General features: G+C 59.9%; 11 protein-coding genes. 10 read left to right on the top strand and 1 reads right to left on the bottom strand.

Features of this window, described 5'->3' with window-relative positions:
• Positions 1-250: 250 nt before the first annotated feature.
• Positions 251-1003 carry an RluA family pseudouridine synthase gene (locus tag CWS72_RS21825; RefSeq protein ID WP_338056215.1) on the top strand — a complete coding sequence of 251 codons (753 nt, stop codon included), beginning with the start codon at positions 251-253 and terminating at the stop codon, positions 1001-1003.
• Between the two features lies 1 nt (position 1004).
• Positions 1005-1937 (top strand): 2-dehydropantoate 2-reductase, encoded by a 933-nt coding sequence (gene panE / locus CWS72_RS21830; protein WP_101252768.1) that lies wholly within the window; start codon positions 1005-1007, stop codon positions 1935-1937.
• Positions 1938-2179: 242 nt separating this feature from the next.
• Here panE and CWS72_RS21835 read toward each other — a convergent pair whose 3' ends face one another.
• Positions 2180-3448, bottom strand: coding sequence for a M48 family metallopeptidase (locus tag CWS72_RS21835; protein ID WP_101252769.1), 1269 nt, complete (start codon positions 3446-3448; stop codon positions 2180-2182).
• A 501-nt stretch (positions 3449-3949) separates the two neighbouring features.
• On the opposite strand from CWS72_RS21835, the gene CWS72_RS21840 reads away from it, so the two are divergent.
• From CWS72_RS21840 to CWS72_RS21875, 8 genes are all read left to right on the top strand, one after another.
• Positions 3950-10264, top strand: a complete 6315-nt coding sequence (locus tag CWS72_RS21840; protein WP_241911846.1) for a two-partner secretion domain-containing protein — start codon at positions 3950-3952, stop codon at positions 10262-10264.
• Positions 10265-10347: 83 nt separating this feature from the next.
• Complete coding sequence (locus CWS72_RS21845; RefSeq protein ID WP_101252771.1) at positions 10348-12066, top strand: ShlB/FhaC/HecB family hemolysin secretion/activation protein; 1719 nt, start codon at positions 10348-10350, stop codon at positions 12064-12066.
• 19 nt (positions 12067-12085) lie between these two features.
• Entirely contained in the window at positions 12086-12508 is a 423-nt protein-coding gene (exbB, locus tag CWS72_RS21850) for a TonB-system energizer ExbB (protein ID WP_101252772.1), read from the top strand.
• Positions 12501-12878 carry an ExbD/TolR family protein gene (locus CWS72_RS21855; RefSeq protein ID WP_101252773.1) on the top strand — a complete coding sequence of 126 codons (378 nt, stop codon included), beginning with the start codon at positions 12501-12503 and terminating at the stop codon, positions 12876-12878. The genes exbB and CWS72_RS21855 overlap by 8 nt, the downstream gene beginning before the upstream one ends.
• Before the next feature lie 11 nt (positions 12879-12889).
• Positions 12890-13570, top strand: a complete 681-nt coding sequence (locus CWS72_RS21860) for a TonB family protein (RefSeq protein WP_101252774.1) — start codon at positions 12890-12892, stop codon at positions 13568-13570.
• A gap of 17 nt (positions 13571-13587) precedes the next feature.
• Positions 13588-14457 carry a peptidylprolyl isomerase gene (locus tag CWS72_RS21865; protein ID WP_101252775.1) on the top strand — a complete coding sequence of 290 codons (870 nt, stop codon included), beginning with the start codon at positions 13588-13590 and terminating at the stop codon, positions 14455-14457.
• Positions 14458-14920: 463 nt separating this feature from the next.
• Positions 14921-15760: a molybdate ABC transporter substrate-binding protein gene (gene modA / locus CWS72_RS21870; RefSeq protein ID WP_101252776.1), complete on the top strand. Its 840-nt coding sequence runs from the start codon at positions 14921-14923 to the stop codon at positions 15758-15760.
• A 141-nt stretch (positions 15761-15901) separates the two neighbouring features.
• The coding region (locus tag CWS72_RS21875; RefSeq protein ID WP_420824081.1) for a GspE/PulE/PilB domain-containing protein at positions 15902-16394 on the top strand (493 nt) is incomplete at its 3' end.

The following is a 16394-nucleotide window of genomic DNA, read 5'->3' on the forward strand; positions in this document are numbered from 1 at the left end:
AACCCTTTATCGTGACGAGGCCGGGCGGTTCGATTGCGAAAAGTGCCTGTTGATAAATTATCGGATCAACAGGCGCTAAGCCCGAGCGGCGCTTCTCGCCCGCCGAAGCGGAGCGCAGGCGTCATATGGAATCTTAGGGTTTGGAGCGATTATTTCGCGACAAACCCTAAGAGTGTTTTTCGTACGACAAGCCGGGTTGGAGCCAAGCGCGGCGCAAGGTAGAATGCCGGCCGGATTGAGGTGAATTATCGTGGACGCTGCGCTCTTCACACCCGAGGCCATGATGGCCCGGGTGCTTTACCGGGATGCCCTTATGCTCGTGCTCGACAAGCCGGCCGGCCTGGCGGTGCACGCGGGCGGCAAGAAGAGCGAGCATCTGGGGCTTTATCTCGACCATTTGCGGTTCGGCCTGCCGCAGGCGCCGGAACTGGCCCATCGGCTGGACCGTGATACCTCGGGGTGCCTGGTGTTCGGCCGGCATCGCCAGGCTTTGAAGCGCCTGGGCGCCCTGTTCGCGCATGGGCGGGTGGAAAAGACCTATTGGGCGGTGACCGTGGGGGAACCCCCAGGGGAATCGGGCGTCATCGACAAGCCCCTGGCCAAGATCAAACCGACCTACGGCTGGCATATGAAGGTCGATCCGCACGGACAGCCGTCCGCCACCGAATGGCGCCTGCTGGGGCGGACCGGGCGTTTGTCCTGGCTCGAATGCCGTCCTCTGACCGGTCGGACCCATCAGATCCGGGTGCATCTGGCCTCGATCGGCTGTCCGATCGTCGGCGACGGCGTCTATGGAAAGGGAACGGCGGATCTTCTCTCGCCCCATCTGCATCTGCATGCGCGCCGCATCAGCGTGCCGCTTTATCCGAAGAAATCTCCGGTCATCGTCACGGCGCCGGTGGCGCCGCATCTGACCGATCTTTTGCGATCCTGCGGCTGGGCGGACGAGGAGCCGTCGCCGGTGGACGCCCAACCGGTCCTTGAAATCCTGGGGGAGGGGTGAATTGAGAGTCCTGGTCGTCGGCGCGGGCGCCATCGGGGGGTATTTCGGCGGTCGCCTTCTTGAGGCCGGTATCGACGTGACCTTTCTGGTCAGGCCCCGGCGCGCGGCGCAACTGGCCGCCGACGGTCTCGTCGTCACAAGTCCGCATGGCGACATCGCCTTGCCGGCCCGCACCGTTTTGGCCGAGGCGCTCACCGCGCCCTGGGATCTCGTCCTGCTCGGCTGCAAGGCTTACGATCTGGCCGCCGCCATGGAAAGCGTCGCGCCCGCGGTGGGGCCGGAAACGATGATCCTGCCGTTGCTGAACGGCATGAGGCATCTGGACAGTCTCGATGAGCGTTTCGGCGCCGGGCATGTCCTGGGAGGTCTTTGCGCCATTGCCGCCACTCTCGACGAGGCCGGCGTGGTTCGTCATTTGAACGATATTCATCTTCTGGCCTTCGGCGAGCGCGACGGCAGCGAAAGCGCCCGGATCAAGGCCGTGGCCGACGTCTTTTCCCGGGCCAGGGCGCAATGGCGCTCAAGCCGGCAGATCGTCCAGGAGATGTGGGAGAAATGGGTGTTCCTGTCGACGCTGGCGGCGTCGACCTGTTTGCTGCGCGCCAGCGTGGGCGATATCGTCATGGCCGGCGGCGTCGATACGCTGGGCGGATTGCTGGCCGAGGCCCAGTCGATCGCCGAGGCTGAGGGATATGGATCGCGGCCCGACATTCTCGACAAGGCGCGGACCCAGTTGACCGCCGCCGGGTCGTCGCTTTCCGCCTCGATGATGCGCGACGTTGAAAAAGGCGGGCCGGTCGAGGCCGATCATGTGATCGGCGATCTGTTGCGCCGCGCCCAGGCGGCCGGGCTCGGCGTGCCTTTGCTCAAGCTGGCCCATCTGCACCTGAAGGCCTACGAGGCCCGGCGCCAGCGGGAATCTGTCCGGCGGTAAGGTTTCTCCCGGTGCCTCTGGTCCTCCAATGGCTTGAAAGGCGACCCCGGATATTTGGAACCACCAAGGCACCAAGATACCAAGGTGCTTTTCGGATTATCCGACGGCGGGCAATCTGCGCCGCAGGCATATGGCCGACAGCCGGTGACGGGACGGGAAAATGCCTGTGGAGACACCGCCGCCTTGGTGTCTTGGTGTCTTGGTGTCTTGGTGTCTTGGTGTCTTGGTGTCTTGGTGGTTCATCAAAAGCCGGACGCGCCAAGGGGCCTGCCCGCCGGTTGCGGTTGCCCGTGCAGCCGTGCCAGGCGGAGCGGCAGGGGCGGATGGGAATAGTGGAAGCGGGCGAACAGCGGATCCGGCGTCAATGTCGAGGCGCTGTCCCGCGAGAGTTTCACCAGGGCCGATGACAGATGGCCGCCACCGCCGGTCAAGGCGACGGCATAGGCGTCCGCGCGCCATTCCGCCTTCCAGGAAACCCAGTTGGTGAGGGGGGCGAAGACCAGGCCGACCGGTCCGATGCAGATCATCGCGACGATGATGGCGACGGCGTCGGAGGCGGGAAGTCCCATCCATGCGGTGAACCATGGCTGTTTGACCGCCACTCCCAGCCAGAAGAAGACGATCAGCGACACGGCGGCCAGTCTGGCGATCGAGCGGATCGTGTCGCGGTGGTGGAAATGCCCCAATTCATGGGCGAGAACGGCCTCGGTTTCATCGGGGGTGAGCTTGGCCAGCAGGGTGTCGAAGAAAACGATCCGCTTCGTGCGGCCGAACCCGGTGAAATAGGCGTTGGCATGGCTGGAGCGCTTCGAGCCGTCCATGACGAACAACCCGCCGGAGCGGTATCCCGCCTTGGCCAACAGGGTCTCGACGCGGGTTTTCACCTCGCCGTCGGGGAGCGGCTTGAACTTATTGAACAAGGGCGCGATCCAAATCGGATAGACCGCCATCAGGGTGCCGGTGAAGATCAGGAAGCCGGCCCAGGCCCACAGCCACCAAAGCCCCGACATTCCGCCGATCAGCCACAAAAGCCCATAAATCAGGGGCGTCCCCAGCAGCAGGTTGAGCAGCACGCCTTTTGCCCAATCCATCGCGAAAAGACGGGGCGAGATCCGGTTGAAGCCGAACTTCGTCTCGATGCCGAATGTCTTGACGACATCGAGGGGAATGTCGATGACGCCCGAAATCACGATCATCGCCAAAATCAGGGAGGTGCCGGCCCAAAGCGGCGTGGCGGAAAATTGGCCGACGAGATCGTGCAGGGCGGTGATGCCGAAGAAAAGCCAGGCCAGCGTGACCGCCAGTCCCCACAGCGCCCCGAAGATCGCCAGTTTCTGTTTGGCGAGGGTGTAGTCGGCCGCCTTCGCATGATCCTCCAGGCTGACCGCTCCGGCGAAGTCGGCGGGAACGGCGCCGCGCCGCCCATGGACGTGGCGGCCCTGCCGGAACGACAGCCAGATGCCGATGGCGGTGGACAGGGCGAGAAGAAGGACGAGCAGGGTAAGCGGCATCGGATGGGGACCTCGGAGGGGAGGGGGACGGTGCGGAAGATATCAGTTCAAGGTCCCGTCGGTCACCATTGTCGTCATCGGGAATCTTTGCGCCTCTGGTCGGCCGGACAGCCGTGACTCAAGTCCGGGCATGACGACTTTTGAGTTTTCTTCACCGGCGTTCCCGTCCTTATGCAGTCCGCAAATGTGAATCTCCGTCATCAAACGGCCGCGATGGATCAATTTTGTCGGGAATCTGACATTTTTTTGTCTGTGTTTTGTCTATTATGAAGAATTTTGTTCATTTTTCCCTACAAATAAACGCAAAAGTTGAAAATATGCAGCGTACTTTAGTGTATTTTACTTTCGATATATACAATGACTAGTTATTGACTCCGCCGCATATCTCATCCTACAAGGGTATAACGTCATATATTTGAGATTTATATCGGCCGTTTCCGGACGGGCGCGGGGAGAGGTTTTGCGCCGCGATGACGCGGGGGGCGAAAGGGGGGGGGCTTGATGAACGTCGATGGATCGGCCGGCTGCACCGGCAGCCATGCATTGAATTTACGGGGATGGGGTGGAAGGCCGGCGATTTTTCCCCGTTCGGATCGTCCATCGTTTCGCCGTTACACCTTGTCGACCGTCGCCGTGGCGGCGTTGCTGGCCTGTTCATCGCCCGTCCTGGCCGCTCCGCAGGGCGGCACGGTGGCCAGCGGAACGGCCGCGATCAGCAGTTCGGGAACGACCACCAACATCGATCAGTCGACCGGCAAGGCCATCATCAACTGGCAAAGTTTCAGCGTCGGTTCGGCCGAGACGGTGAATTTCAACCAGCCCAGCGTTTCGGCGGTGACTCTGAACCGGGTGATCGGCAACGAGCAAAGCGTCATCAACGGGGCCTTGAACGCCAACGGCAAGGTCTTCCTGGTCAATTCGGCCGGCGTGTTGATCGGCAAGGGGGCCAGCGTCAACACCGCCGGTTTCGTCGCCAGTACGCTCGACATCACCAACGACGATTTCAACGCCGGCAACTATGTCTTCCGGGGCTCTTCCTCCACCGGGGTGATCAATCTGGGAACCATCACGGCGACGGACGGCGGTTATGTCGTGCTGATGGGCAAGACGGTGTCGAACCAGGGCGTGATCGTCGCCACCAAGGGCACGGTGGCTCTGGCCGGCGGCGACCAGATCACCTTGAATTTCAACGGCGATTCCCTGCTCAGCGTCAGCGTCGACCAGGGCACGTTGGACGCCCTGGTGGAAAACAGGCAGGCGATCTATGCCGACGGCGGCAAAGTGATCCTGACCGCCAAGGCGGCCGACGATCTGCTGTCGGCCCAGGTCAACAACGACGGCCTGATCCAGGCCCGCACCATCGGCGATCTGAAGGGCGATATCTCGCTTTACGCCCACGGCGGCACCACCACGGTGGCCGGCACCCTGGATGCGTCGGCGCCCAACGGCGGCGACGGCGGGGCCATCGAGACCAGCGGCGACAAGGTGAAGATCGCCGACAGCGCCGTGGTCACCACGAAGGCTGCCACCGGCAAGACCGGTACATGGCTGATCGACCCCGACGGCTTCACCATCGGCACCGGCGGCGACATGACGGGGACGGCGCTGACCAATGCGCTGGTCAACAACAGCATGACCATTTCATCAACCAGTGGCAGTGGTTCGGACGGCAACATCAATGTCAACGAGGCGGTGAGCTGGTCGGCCAACACTCTTACTCTGAATGCCACCCATAACATCTATGTCAACGCCGCGATGACGGCAACGGGCACGGCCAGTCTCGCCGCCAATTACGGCACCGGCACCAATGCCGATGGCACACCCTATGGGCTCTATACCCTGCAAAGCTCGTCAGCCGGTACATTCGCGGGCCAGATTTATTTCAGTGGCTCTGGCGCGGTTATTATAAACTCTCAGCTATATACGGTCATCAACACCGCAGCCGACCTGCAGACAGCCATCGATACCGTGAACGCGGACACGTCCATACCGCGGTACTACGTGCTGGGCGCTACCTTTTCTCCTGCATCGGACATCGGTGCCGGCAGTTCCTTCAATGGGTTCACCGGCGTTTTCAACGGCTTAGGCCATGTTATCCAAACAAGAAATAATTACTATCAGGGAACGGGCCTGTTCGCCACGATCAGCGAAGGTTCGGTGGTCAGCAACCTTGGTTTGACTTACGCCCAGGTGGCCGAAACCAGTGTGGCGACGTCAGCGGTAGGCATCCTCGCCAATGTCAACCATGGTGACGTCATCAACGATTTCGTTTCCGCCGGCAGCACCATTTATTACTTCAAAAATGGCTCGATTACGGTCGTCGGTGGTCTGGTCGGCGAGAACTATGGGCTGATCGCTCAAAGTTATTACATGGGGTATATTTACGAGGATGCCGTCTCCGCCGCTCTCTCCGCGACCGTCACCAATCAGATTATCGGCGGCCTGGTCGGCATCAACGAGGCCGGCGGCTCAATCCTCGACAGCTCTTCCCGCTCTGTTTCCAGTTCCTATTATATCTACAGTTCGTCGAGCAACAGCTCCATCAAGTACGCAGGCGGTCTGGTCGGAGAAAATTTCGGGACAATAGAAAGGTCCTATACGGGCCTGCCGACGACCTTGTCTAGCACGACGGGCTCCGTCGGCGCCTTCGTGGGTCTCAACGGGAGCACAGGCACCATCGACCAGTGCTACGCTTACGACAGCTACGCCGCTAAGTACTACAAGGCTCCCTTTCTCGCCGGGTTCGTCTGGGAAAACGACGGCACCATCACCAACTCCTATACGACGGCGCTCTCCACATCCGCTTCAGCAAATCAAACCTGGAACGCCGGTTTCGTCGGCGTGAACACGGGTACGGGCACGATCAGCAACTCCTACGCGACCGAATATTCGAACGCCAATACGGCCAATACCGCCCGGTACGGCTTTGTGGAAACCAACACGGGCACGATCACCAATGCCGACTGGTACGCGACCTACGCGTCGGGAGGGGTGACGGTCAGCGACAGCGCAACCGGCGTGACCCAACTGACCAGCCCAACCACGTCTTCCCTTTACGACGGGTTCTCTTCCTCCGACTGGGCGCTCTCCGCCTCTGGCCTTCCCATCCTCAAAAACATTCTCATCTATGTCACGTCCTCGGGGGTGACCTACGGCACCGCTATTTCTGCCGCCACGCTCGGCTTGACGGTGACAGGACTGCAGGGCGGCGATACGGCCAGCAATTTGCTCGCCAGCACCGACAGCGGTTATGTCGATGCCGGCATCTGGGACGCCGAAAGCCTGCTGTCGGGATCGACCTACACCAACATCAAGGGACTTGTCACCGTCAAGCCGAAGGCGCTGACCGCCGTGATCACCGAGAAGACCTATGACGGAACCACCGCGGCCACGGTCTCGGGTTGGAGCGGACTCGTCAATGGCCAGACCCTGGACGTCGTTTCGAGTGCAAGCTTCGGCGACGCCAACGCCGGTACTGGCAAGGCCGTCACACTCAGCGGGATAACTATAAGCGACGGTACCGGCAAGGCCAGCAACTACACGATCAATTCATCGGCCACGGGGGCCATCGACAAGGCAACCCTCACAGCCATCGTCACGGCGGCGAATAAAACCTATGACGGCACCACCACCGATGCGGCGAGTGTCGCCTTGTCCGGGCTGGTGTCCAGCGACAGCGGCAGTGTCGCGGCCAGCGGCACCGCCGCCTTTGCCAGCGCCAACGCCGGCACGTGGACGGTGACGGTGAGTGGAATCACCCTGAGCGGTTCGGCGGCCAGCAACTATACCGTGGCCTCCACGACGGCGACGACCACGGCGACGATCAATCCCTTGGTTGTACAACTGACTGGCATCAAGGCGGATGACGGAAAAACGACTGACAGCGCCACGAATCTCTCAGTCGCCAACATCGTCAGCGGGGATACGCTCACTCTCAGCGGCGCCGTCTCCGTCGCCTCGACGGCGACCGGTTTCGTGGGCTACGCGGCGATTTCCGACGTGAGTGGGTTGACCCTTGGTGGCAGCAGCGCCTCCAATTATTCCATGACCGGCGCCACCGGATCGGTCGCGGTCGGACCGGTCAATCTGGTTCTCAGTAATATCGTCAAAGGTACGGCTTCCATCACCTCATCCGGAACCACCACCACCGTGACCACCTCGGACAAGGCGATCATCAACTGGCTGGAGTTCAACGTGCTCTCCGGCACGACCGTGAAGTTCGTGGAACCCAACGCCTCTTCAGTTGTCCTCAACCGGGTGACCAGTGGCTTGACGACCTCCATTCTCGGCACATTGACCGCCAACGGCAGGGTCTTCATTGTCAATTCCAACGGCATCGTGTTCGGATCAGGATCCAGCGTCAATGTCGCCGGCTTGGTCGCCAGCACGCTCGACATTAGCGATAGCAACTTCAACAGCGGAAATTACCTGTTTACCCTCGCCAGCGGCTCGGGCTCTGTGGTCAACCAGGGCGACATCATCATCAGCGATGGGGGCTTTGCTGTTCTGGTAAGCGGCGGGGGAGTTAGCGAATCGGGTAGTCTGACGGTAGGCGGCGGTAAAGCTCTGTTTGTCTCGGCGGACAATCTGACGCTTGCTCTGGATTCTTCCGGCTTAGGGTTGAACACCTATGCCATCGCCAACCCGGCGGGCACGACCGAGGTCAGCGGCGTGGTGAACGTGTCTCTGACCGGCGGCACCGGCGGCCTCGTCGAAATGGCCGGCAGTAGCGTTTCCTACGCCGCTGATTGGACCCCGACGACCGGCAGCGACGGCACCTGGTCCCTGAGCCTGCCGACTATCTCCATCGGCAACGGTGGTACCTTTAGCAGCGATTACGTCGAAAGCAATCTGGCGACGCGCAACTTCAAGCTCAACGCCCTGAGCGGTGATCTCACCGTCAATGACGCCATCACCTGGGACGCCGATACGACACTGACGCTGAGCGCCACCAACAACATCACTATCAACAAATCGATCACCGCCACCGGCGCCAGCGCCGGATTGGTCATGAACTATGGTGGCAATTACAACATTCTGACTCCGGCCACTTACAGCGGTGTCGTCTTGGACGCGAGCGGGATGCCCCTCCTTGATGCGAATGGGAAACCGATCGCGAACACGGCGCCGGCGGGCACCGAATACGCCAGTATTACCCTCAGCGGCTCGAACGCCAGTCTGGCCATGAATGGCAATGTCTACACGCTGATCCACAGCATGAGCCAACTGGACTCGCTTGACGGCTATAATTCCATCACGGGAAAATATTATGACCCTGCCAATGGCAGCTATGATCTCACTACAGCCGCGTATAATTCCGTCACGGGAAAATACTATGATGTTGTTACCGGCTTATACGATCTGAGCTCGTCGGGGCCATCCCCTCTCATCGGTTATTATGCCCTGGCGCAAGATCTGTCTGCCACGGGTATCACCTACACCAGCGCGCCGATCGGCACGCTGTCCGGCACTTTGGCAGGGCTGGGACATACCATCAGCGACCTGACCGTCAACGATACCGCCGGCAACGGTAATGCCGCTTTGATCGGTACGCTTAATGGGGGGGGGGCTTCTCTCGCCACGATTCGCGACCTGGGACTGGTGGATGTCACGATCACGAGCGCCAGCGCGAGCAGTTATGACGGCGCGTTGGTCGGCTCAAGCAATCACGGCACGATCAATAATGTTTACGTGAAAAATGGAACGGTCTCGTCCCTGGGGCAGTATATCGGCGGGTTGGTCGGGTCCAACAGCGGAGGCGCCATCACAGACGCCAGCCTCGAAAACGTCACGGTATCCGGACTCGCCTACATCGGCGGTCTGGCGGGAAGCTCAAGCGGAACCATCACGGACAGCTCCGTCAATGCGACCGTTTCGGCGGCGATGGGTTCCGCCGGCCAGGGAAGCAACGATATCGGCGGGGTTGTCGGCTCGAACAGCGGCACCATTAGCGGTGTCTGGTACAATACCGTGGTGAATACTGACAATAGCCAAGATGTAGGTGGGGTGGTTGGATATAACACTGGCACTATCAATGGTGTTGGTGGTTTTACTTATATGAAAATATCATGGTCGGCGACCAATGGCACTGATGGTCAATATTATGGCGGAGTCATTGGTAATAATCAGGGTGGAACGCTAGAGAACTTTAATGTCCAGGGGTCGATGGCCGTAACTCAGTCTGGTGTCTATTTGATTTACGACGTCGGCGGAGCGGTTGGCTATAACTGGAACGGCACCGTCGCCCATGGAAATACAGGGGTCGATCTGACAACCTCTGGCGGCGTCTATGACATCGGTGCCGGCGTCGGACTCAACTGGGGCGGTAACGTCAGCGATGTCCACGGTTCAGGCCAGGGATTCAGCGAGGCGATAGGTTCGAATGTCGGTAACGGCCAAGTCACTGGCAACACTTATGTCGATCCCAGCAGTGGAAACGGCAATAACGGCAATGGCGGTAACGGTAACAACGGCAATGGCGGTAACGACGATAGCAGCAGTGGTGGGAACGAAGATACGGCTGTGGCGCTTCAGGCGCGCGGAGAGGACGCTGTAAGCACCGGTTCCGGTATCGTCAGCGCCGTCCAGGCGCAACCGGGGATGTCGGTCGCTGTCATGACGATGGTCGGGCCGTTCCATCCGGACCGCGCGGTCAGTGACAATATTTCGTTCAACGACACGGCCAGCTATTCCGCGGATATCAAAAGCATCGAGGTCAACGGCGTCCGCTACAACCTCGATGACGGCGGGCCGACGGGTGGCAACAGCGGCGGTGGCGGCGGCGAAAAATCCGACGACGATCAAAAGAACAAGTAAGCGTGACGCGCGGGAGGTGGGTGAAGCCTTGTGAGCGCAAGGGAGAGCTTTGTTCCGATGACGTCCTCCGAAGGTGAGAAAAGATGAAAATCAATGCCTTGCCCGGCGCCGTGTTGGTGCTGCCGGGCTTCCTCCTGGCGGTTCCCGGCGTCCTCGCGGCACCGCCGCAGGTCCCCAATTACAATGCCGGCGATGCCCTGCACGAAGCGGCCCCACCGAAGCCGCCGGTGGAAAAGCCGGAGGCGATTCCGGTGATCCCGGAGCAGGAGGAACCCTCCTTCGCCCTTCCCGAAGGCGAGACCATCCAGATCAGCGATTTCCGGCTCGATGGGGTGGGCGCCGGGGAGGAGGCGGAGGTCCGCATCCTGCTGGAGCCCTATCGAAACAAGGCCCTGTCCCTGGCCGAAATCTACGACGCGGCCGGCAAGGTCACGGCTTTTTACCGGGCCAAGGGTTTCCTGGTCGCCAAGGCCTATGTGCCGAGGCAGGACGCCACCTCGGGGGGGCTTCTCTTGAAGGTGGTGATCGGCAAATACGGCAAGATCTCGCTCGACAACGTCTCGGACGTCGCTGATTTCCTGGTCCAGGGCACGTTCGAGAGCGCCATGCCGGCCGGGGAACCGGTGTCGAAGGACGATGTCGAGCGGGCCATGCTGCTGACCTCGGACCTGCCCGGCACCGACATGCCGAAAATCACCATCGGTCCCGGCACGCAGCCGGGAACCACCGACTTCACCGTCCAGGCGGCATCGACGCCACGGGTGACCGGCTATCTGCTGGGGGACAATTACGGATCGCGCTACACGGGAACCGACCGGTTAAGCGGTGAACTGGACGTCAACGAGGTGCTGGGGCTGGGCGATAAGCTGTCGCTCTCCGGCCGGACCGCCGAGGCGGCCGGGCTGCAGAACGGCCGGGTCGGCTATGCGTTTCCGTTGACTTACAGCGGGTTGCGCCTGGAAACGGCGTTGTCGCGAACGACCTACAAGTTGGGCGACATCTATCGGGACCTGAATGCCACCGGCACGGTCGACACGTTCGAAGGAACACTGTCCTATCCGGTCTTGCGATCCCGCGCCGAAAGTCTGTCTGTCGCGCTCAATCTGGCGACCAAGCGTCTTGAGGATAAGGTGCTGGGCGCGAAGCTCGATGTGAAGAAATCGAACGTCGGAACGTTGAGCGCCGAGAACCGGACCAGCGGCATGCTGTTCGGCTTCGATTCCACGACTGACGCCAGCGGGTCGGTCAGCTTCGGCGTGTTGGAATTTCCGAATCAGGACCAGAAGCAGTTGAACCAGGCCGGGGCCGACACGGCGGGCGGCTTTTCGAAGATCAATCTGGGACTTGGCGGTCAGATGGCCCTCAGCGAAGAGCTTTCTCTGTCGGCGGCCCTGAAAGGCCAGAAAGCCCTGATGGGCAAGAATCTGGACGGCAGCGAACAGATGAGCCTGTCCGGTGTCGACGGGGTGCGGTCCTATTACGAAGGCGTCCTGGGCGATTCCGGTTATCTGTTCAACGCCGGGATGAAATACGCCCTGCCATCGGTCGTCGATATCCGGCATGCCGTCGGGTTGTTCAGTGATGTCGGCAGGGTCTATCTGCAGAACGGCACCTACACCACCCAGAAAAACGGCGTCCGCCTCAGCGATGTCGGTCTCGGTTATTACACCACTTTCGAATATTCGACGGGCCGTTCTCTGATCGCTTCGATTGAGGGTGTGACGTCGGTCGGACCCAACGAGGAGACCGGCACGAAAAATCCCCGGGCCAAGGTCCTGGCGAGGATCGGCGCGACATTCTGACAAGAAAGGATGGACACAAGTGGAATGGCTATCGGAAGCGGTTGATTACGGCGTCATCGGACTGCTGATCTTCCTCAGCATCCTTGTTGTCGCGGTGTCGATCGAACGGGGGATGTTCTATCGCGGACTGAAGATTCTGGACTTTCCGGATATCAAATCCCTGGAGCTGGCGCTGACGGGAAAATTGTCCATCGTCGCCTCGGTGGCCAGCAACGCGCCCTATCTGGGGCTGCTGGGGACCGTGCTCAGCATCATGCTGACCTTTTACAAGATCGGCAGCAACGGAGCGATGGATCCGACCAAAATCATGACCGGACTGGCGTTGGCGTTGAAATCGACGGCGGCGGGTCTGGTGGTGGCGCTGGTTGCCGTGGTCCTCTACAACGCCCTGCTGCGCAAGGTCAAGGTGATGATGCTGTCATGGGAAATCACCCATGGATGAGAAACCTTTCGAAAGCATGAATGTCATTCCCTTCGTCGACATCATGCTGGTGCTGCTGACCATCGTGCTGACCACGTCCAGCTTCATCGCCTCGGGCCGGCTGGCGGTCGATCTGCCGCAGGCATCGCAAAACATGCCCGACACGAAAGAGGATCACAGCATCGAACTGGGCCTGGACGGCGCCATCTCCTTCGACGGCAGGATCGTAACGCTGGATGGTCTCAAGGCCGAGCTGACGCCGCTAAAGCCGGACTCGACGTTCGTGGTCCGCGCCGATCGCAACATCGCCTTTCAGCGCTTCGTCGATGTGGCCGATCTGTTGCGCCAGCTCGCTTTCACCAAAGTCGCCATTCAGACCGAGACGAATTAGGGAACGAGGCGATGAGGCGACGGTTCACGCTGTGGCAGGGGTTGGTTGCGTCGATACTGATCCACGCGGGCTTCGTCCTGCCTTTCGTGGTGACCTTGCCTCTGCTGCAGCCGAAGAAATCCCACACGCTGGTCGTCGAACTGCAAGGCATGATCAGCAATCGGCAGGTTGAGCAGAAAAAGGCCATGGAACAGCAACAGCCTCAGCCGATGTCTCCCCCTCCGGTGGAGCGCCGTGAGGTTCCTAAACCGGAGGAGAAAAAAGTCGTCAAAAGGGAGCGTCCGGCACGACCGGTTGCGGAAAAACCGGTTGCGGAACCGCTGCCCTTGCCCCCGGTTCCGAACGCCGGCGATGTCTCGCAGGCGCAGCAGATGCAGCAAACGGTCCGGCCGGCCGATAACAGCGAGGACGCTTTCAAAGGCTATCTGCGAGACCTGAAAAGGAAGCTTCAGAACAATCTCATCTATCCCGATACAGCGAAGTTGTCCGGCCTTCGGGGTATCGCGGTCATCGGTTTTGCCGTCATGGAAGACGGGGACATCCGCGAGGAGTCCTTGCGGATCATAAAGTCCAGCGGGTTTCCCGAGTTGGACCGGAACGCCTTGGCGACCGCCCGTTCCAGCGCGCCGTTCGAGCGGCCACCCAAGGAAATCACCGTTGCCGTCGCCGTCGCCTTCGAAGTGAAGAATTAAAAGAGGGAGGGGTCGTTATGAAGATGATGTGGGTTCTGGGGGTATTGCTTTTGTTGCCTGTGGTTTCCCTGGCGGCATCCGATGGCGAACCGATCGGTCGTATCGGTGATACCGAGATATCCACGGGAGAATTGCGCGCTTATCTCGATCAGCTGCCGCAGCAGCAGCGGGCGGCGCTGTCCGGCGACCCGGCCCTTTTGTCCCAGGTGATCCACGTCTATCTGGCCGAGCGGATGGCGTTGAAGGAGGCCAAGGCACGGAAATTCGACGAGCGGCCCGAGGTCAAGGTCAGCCTGGAGAAGGCGCGCGAGCATGCTTTGACCGAACTTTACCTGCGCTCGGTGACGAAGGTGCCCGCGGACTTTCCTTCGGAGGCCGAATTGCAAAGCGCCTACGAGGCCAACAAGGCCGCTTTCGTGGCGCCGCGCCAAATCAGGTTGGCGCAGATCTTCGTAAGCGCGCCGCGTGGAAGCAAAGCCTCTTCCAAACTGGATGAGGTGCAGGAAAAGCTGAAAGCCAGGGGTGCGGATTTCTCCGCCCTGGCGCGCGATTATTCCGACAACAAACCCGAAGCCGCCAAGGGGGGCGAGATCGGTTGGCTGGCCGATCCTCAACTGCTTCCCGCCATCGCCCAGGCGCTATCGACCTTGTCGCCGGGAATGGTCACGGCGCCGATTCGCCTCGACGACGGCTGGCACATCGTCAAGCTGTTGGAGATCAAAGCCGCCGGCACCCAGCCGCTGCCGCTGGCCGAGGTCAGAAAGTCGCTCGTCGAGCAAATGCGCAATCAGAAGGCCATCGAGGTCCGACAGGCTTATTTCACCGACCTGCTGCGGCAGCATCCGCCGGTTCTCAACGAATTGGCCATCTCCAGACTCGTTCAATGAGGGGTGGTGAAATCATGGTCAACATTCAGTCTTGTTCTAAAAATAACTATTTTAGTCACCGTTGCGTTTGAAGTTGATTTTTTATTTTATTTACAAAGGTATCAAATGTACTGATGTGAAGTAATATTGAGTCTTGATGAGGTTTACTCGTCAAAACTTGTCTAGTTATAATCCAAGGGTTTCGTGGAAACCCACCCGGATATTTATGGTTCGGTGGTCTTTTATGGCCACCGAGGCGGTGCGTAACTCATGTTAATTTTATATTCATCACTTTAATTTTAGAAATTATTCATATTATATTTTATTATGTATATGTAATACGGCATAAATCATGATTTATCCAAAAATTTATTGAAGATATTCGATCGTTATATCTATATAATATATAACGAAATCGGCTGATCTCCTTGATGCCGCTTTCGTTTCCCATACGTCATCATCGACATCAAAAGGATGGGGTATTATGTTGATAAACAAGAAATTGACCGTGGCGGCAGTCGCTCTGCTGTTGTCTCAGCTTCCGCTGAGCGCGGCGAACGCGACGACCAACATTACCGTTGCCGTCGCCGCGAATTTCACGACACCGTTATCGGAAATCATCACGGCTTTTACGTCCCAATATAGCGGCACCACCGTCACCGTGGTGTCCGGCGCCACCGGGGACCTCGAGACCAACATCATCAACTATAACGGTAGCTCCAGCACTTACGATCTGCTACTGGCGGCGGACAAGAGCCATCCGGACGATCTGGTCGCCACGCACGCCGCTCTCACCTACGACTCCACCGACTTCCTGTATGCGCATGGTTATCTGGAGCTTTGGACGAACACCACGGGGGTCAACGTCTCTTCGGGGCTGCCGTCGGGTTTCACCACGCTCGCCATCGCCAAACCGAGCGCCGCACCCTACGGCCTTGCGGCAACGGAAGTTCTCGCGAACGTGTATGGTATTGATTACACAGCAGATTCCAGGATTACGCAATATTCCACCATCGGAACGACCTACAGTGCGGTCAATACCGGTGCGAAGCAGATGGGATTCGTGGCGAGATCGCAGATCTGCACGGTAGTCAATGGCGTCCAGACCTTCTCCGGCGTCAGCCATTATGGATCCTATGTGTCGGGTCCAGCCGATTCCACGACCGCTCATGATTATGACGACATTCTACAGTATGGCGTCAAACTGGCCCGGTCCGGGCGGACGGCCGACGAGACGACGGTACTGAATAATTTCGTCAATTTCCTTTTGAACGCATCGCAGGGCGGCCCGACGATTTTGAAATACTGCTACACCCGGTCGTGATGCTTTTCGGGACCAGGCCGCGGAACTGATATTCGCGGCCAAGCGCTTCCCGATGTCCTCCCTCGTCGGGAAGCGCCTCTTCATGTCCGGTTCGCCTGCGCAACTTCTGGATGGGGTCGAAATATTTCAATAACGAGCATCATGATGGATCTGCGACAGAGCGACACCCGGGTCCTGGCGCAACTCGTCCTCGATCGTGGCCTGGCCACGTCCGAAACCATGACCCGCGCCTGTCTGGTCCAGTCCGAGACCGGCGAGCGGCTGGACGTGGTGTTGACCCGGCTCGGCCTGATTTCGGAACAGGCTCTGGCGGCGGCGATGGCCGAAGCCCTGGGATTGCCGATGGCGGCCCCGGCCGATTTCCCCGCCCGGCCGGTGACCGCCGAACGCGGCCCCACCGCCCGTTTTCTGCGCGACGCGCGGGCATTGCCGCTCAAACTGACCGAGACGGGGCTCGATGCCGCCTTCGTCGATCCCTTCGACCCCTATCCGGCCGAAGCCCTCGCCTTGTTGTTCGACCGGCCCGTGCGCCCGGTGGTGGCCAAGGCCAGCGACGTCGAGGCGGCGCTGGACCGGCTCTATGCCCTGCCGGACGGGGCGGCGGAGGTCTCTTATACACATCTGACGCTGCCGA

This window comes from Telmatospirillum siberiense, assembly GCF_002845745.1.
Taxonomy (GTDB): Bacteria; Pseudomonadota; Alphaproteobacteria; order Rhodospirillales; family Magnetospirillaceae; genus Telmatospirillum; species Telmatospirillum siberiense.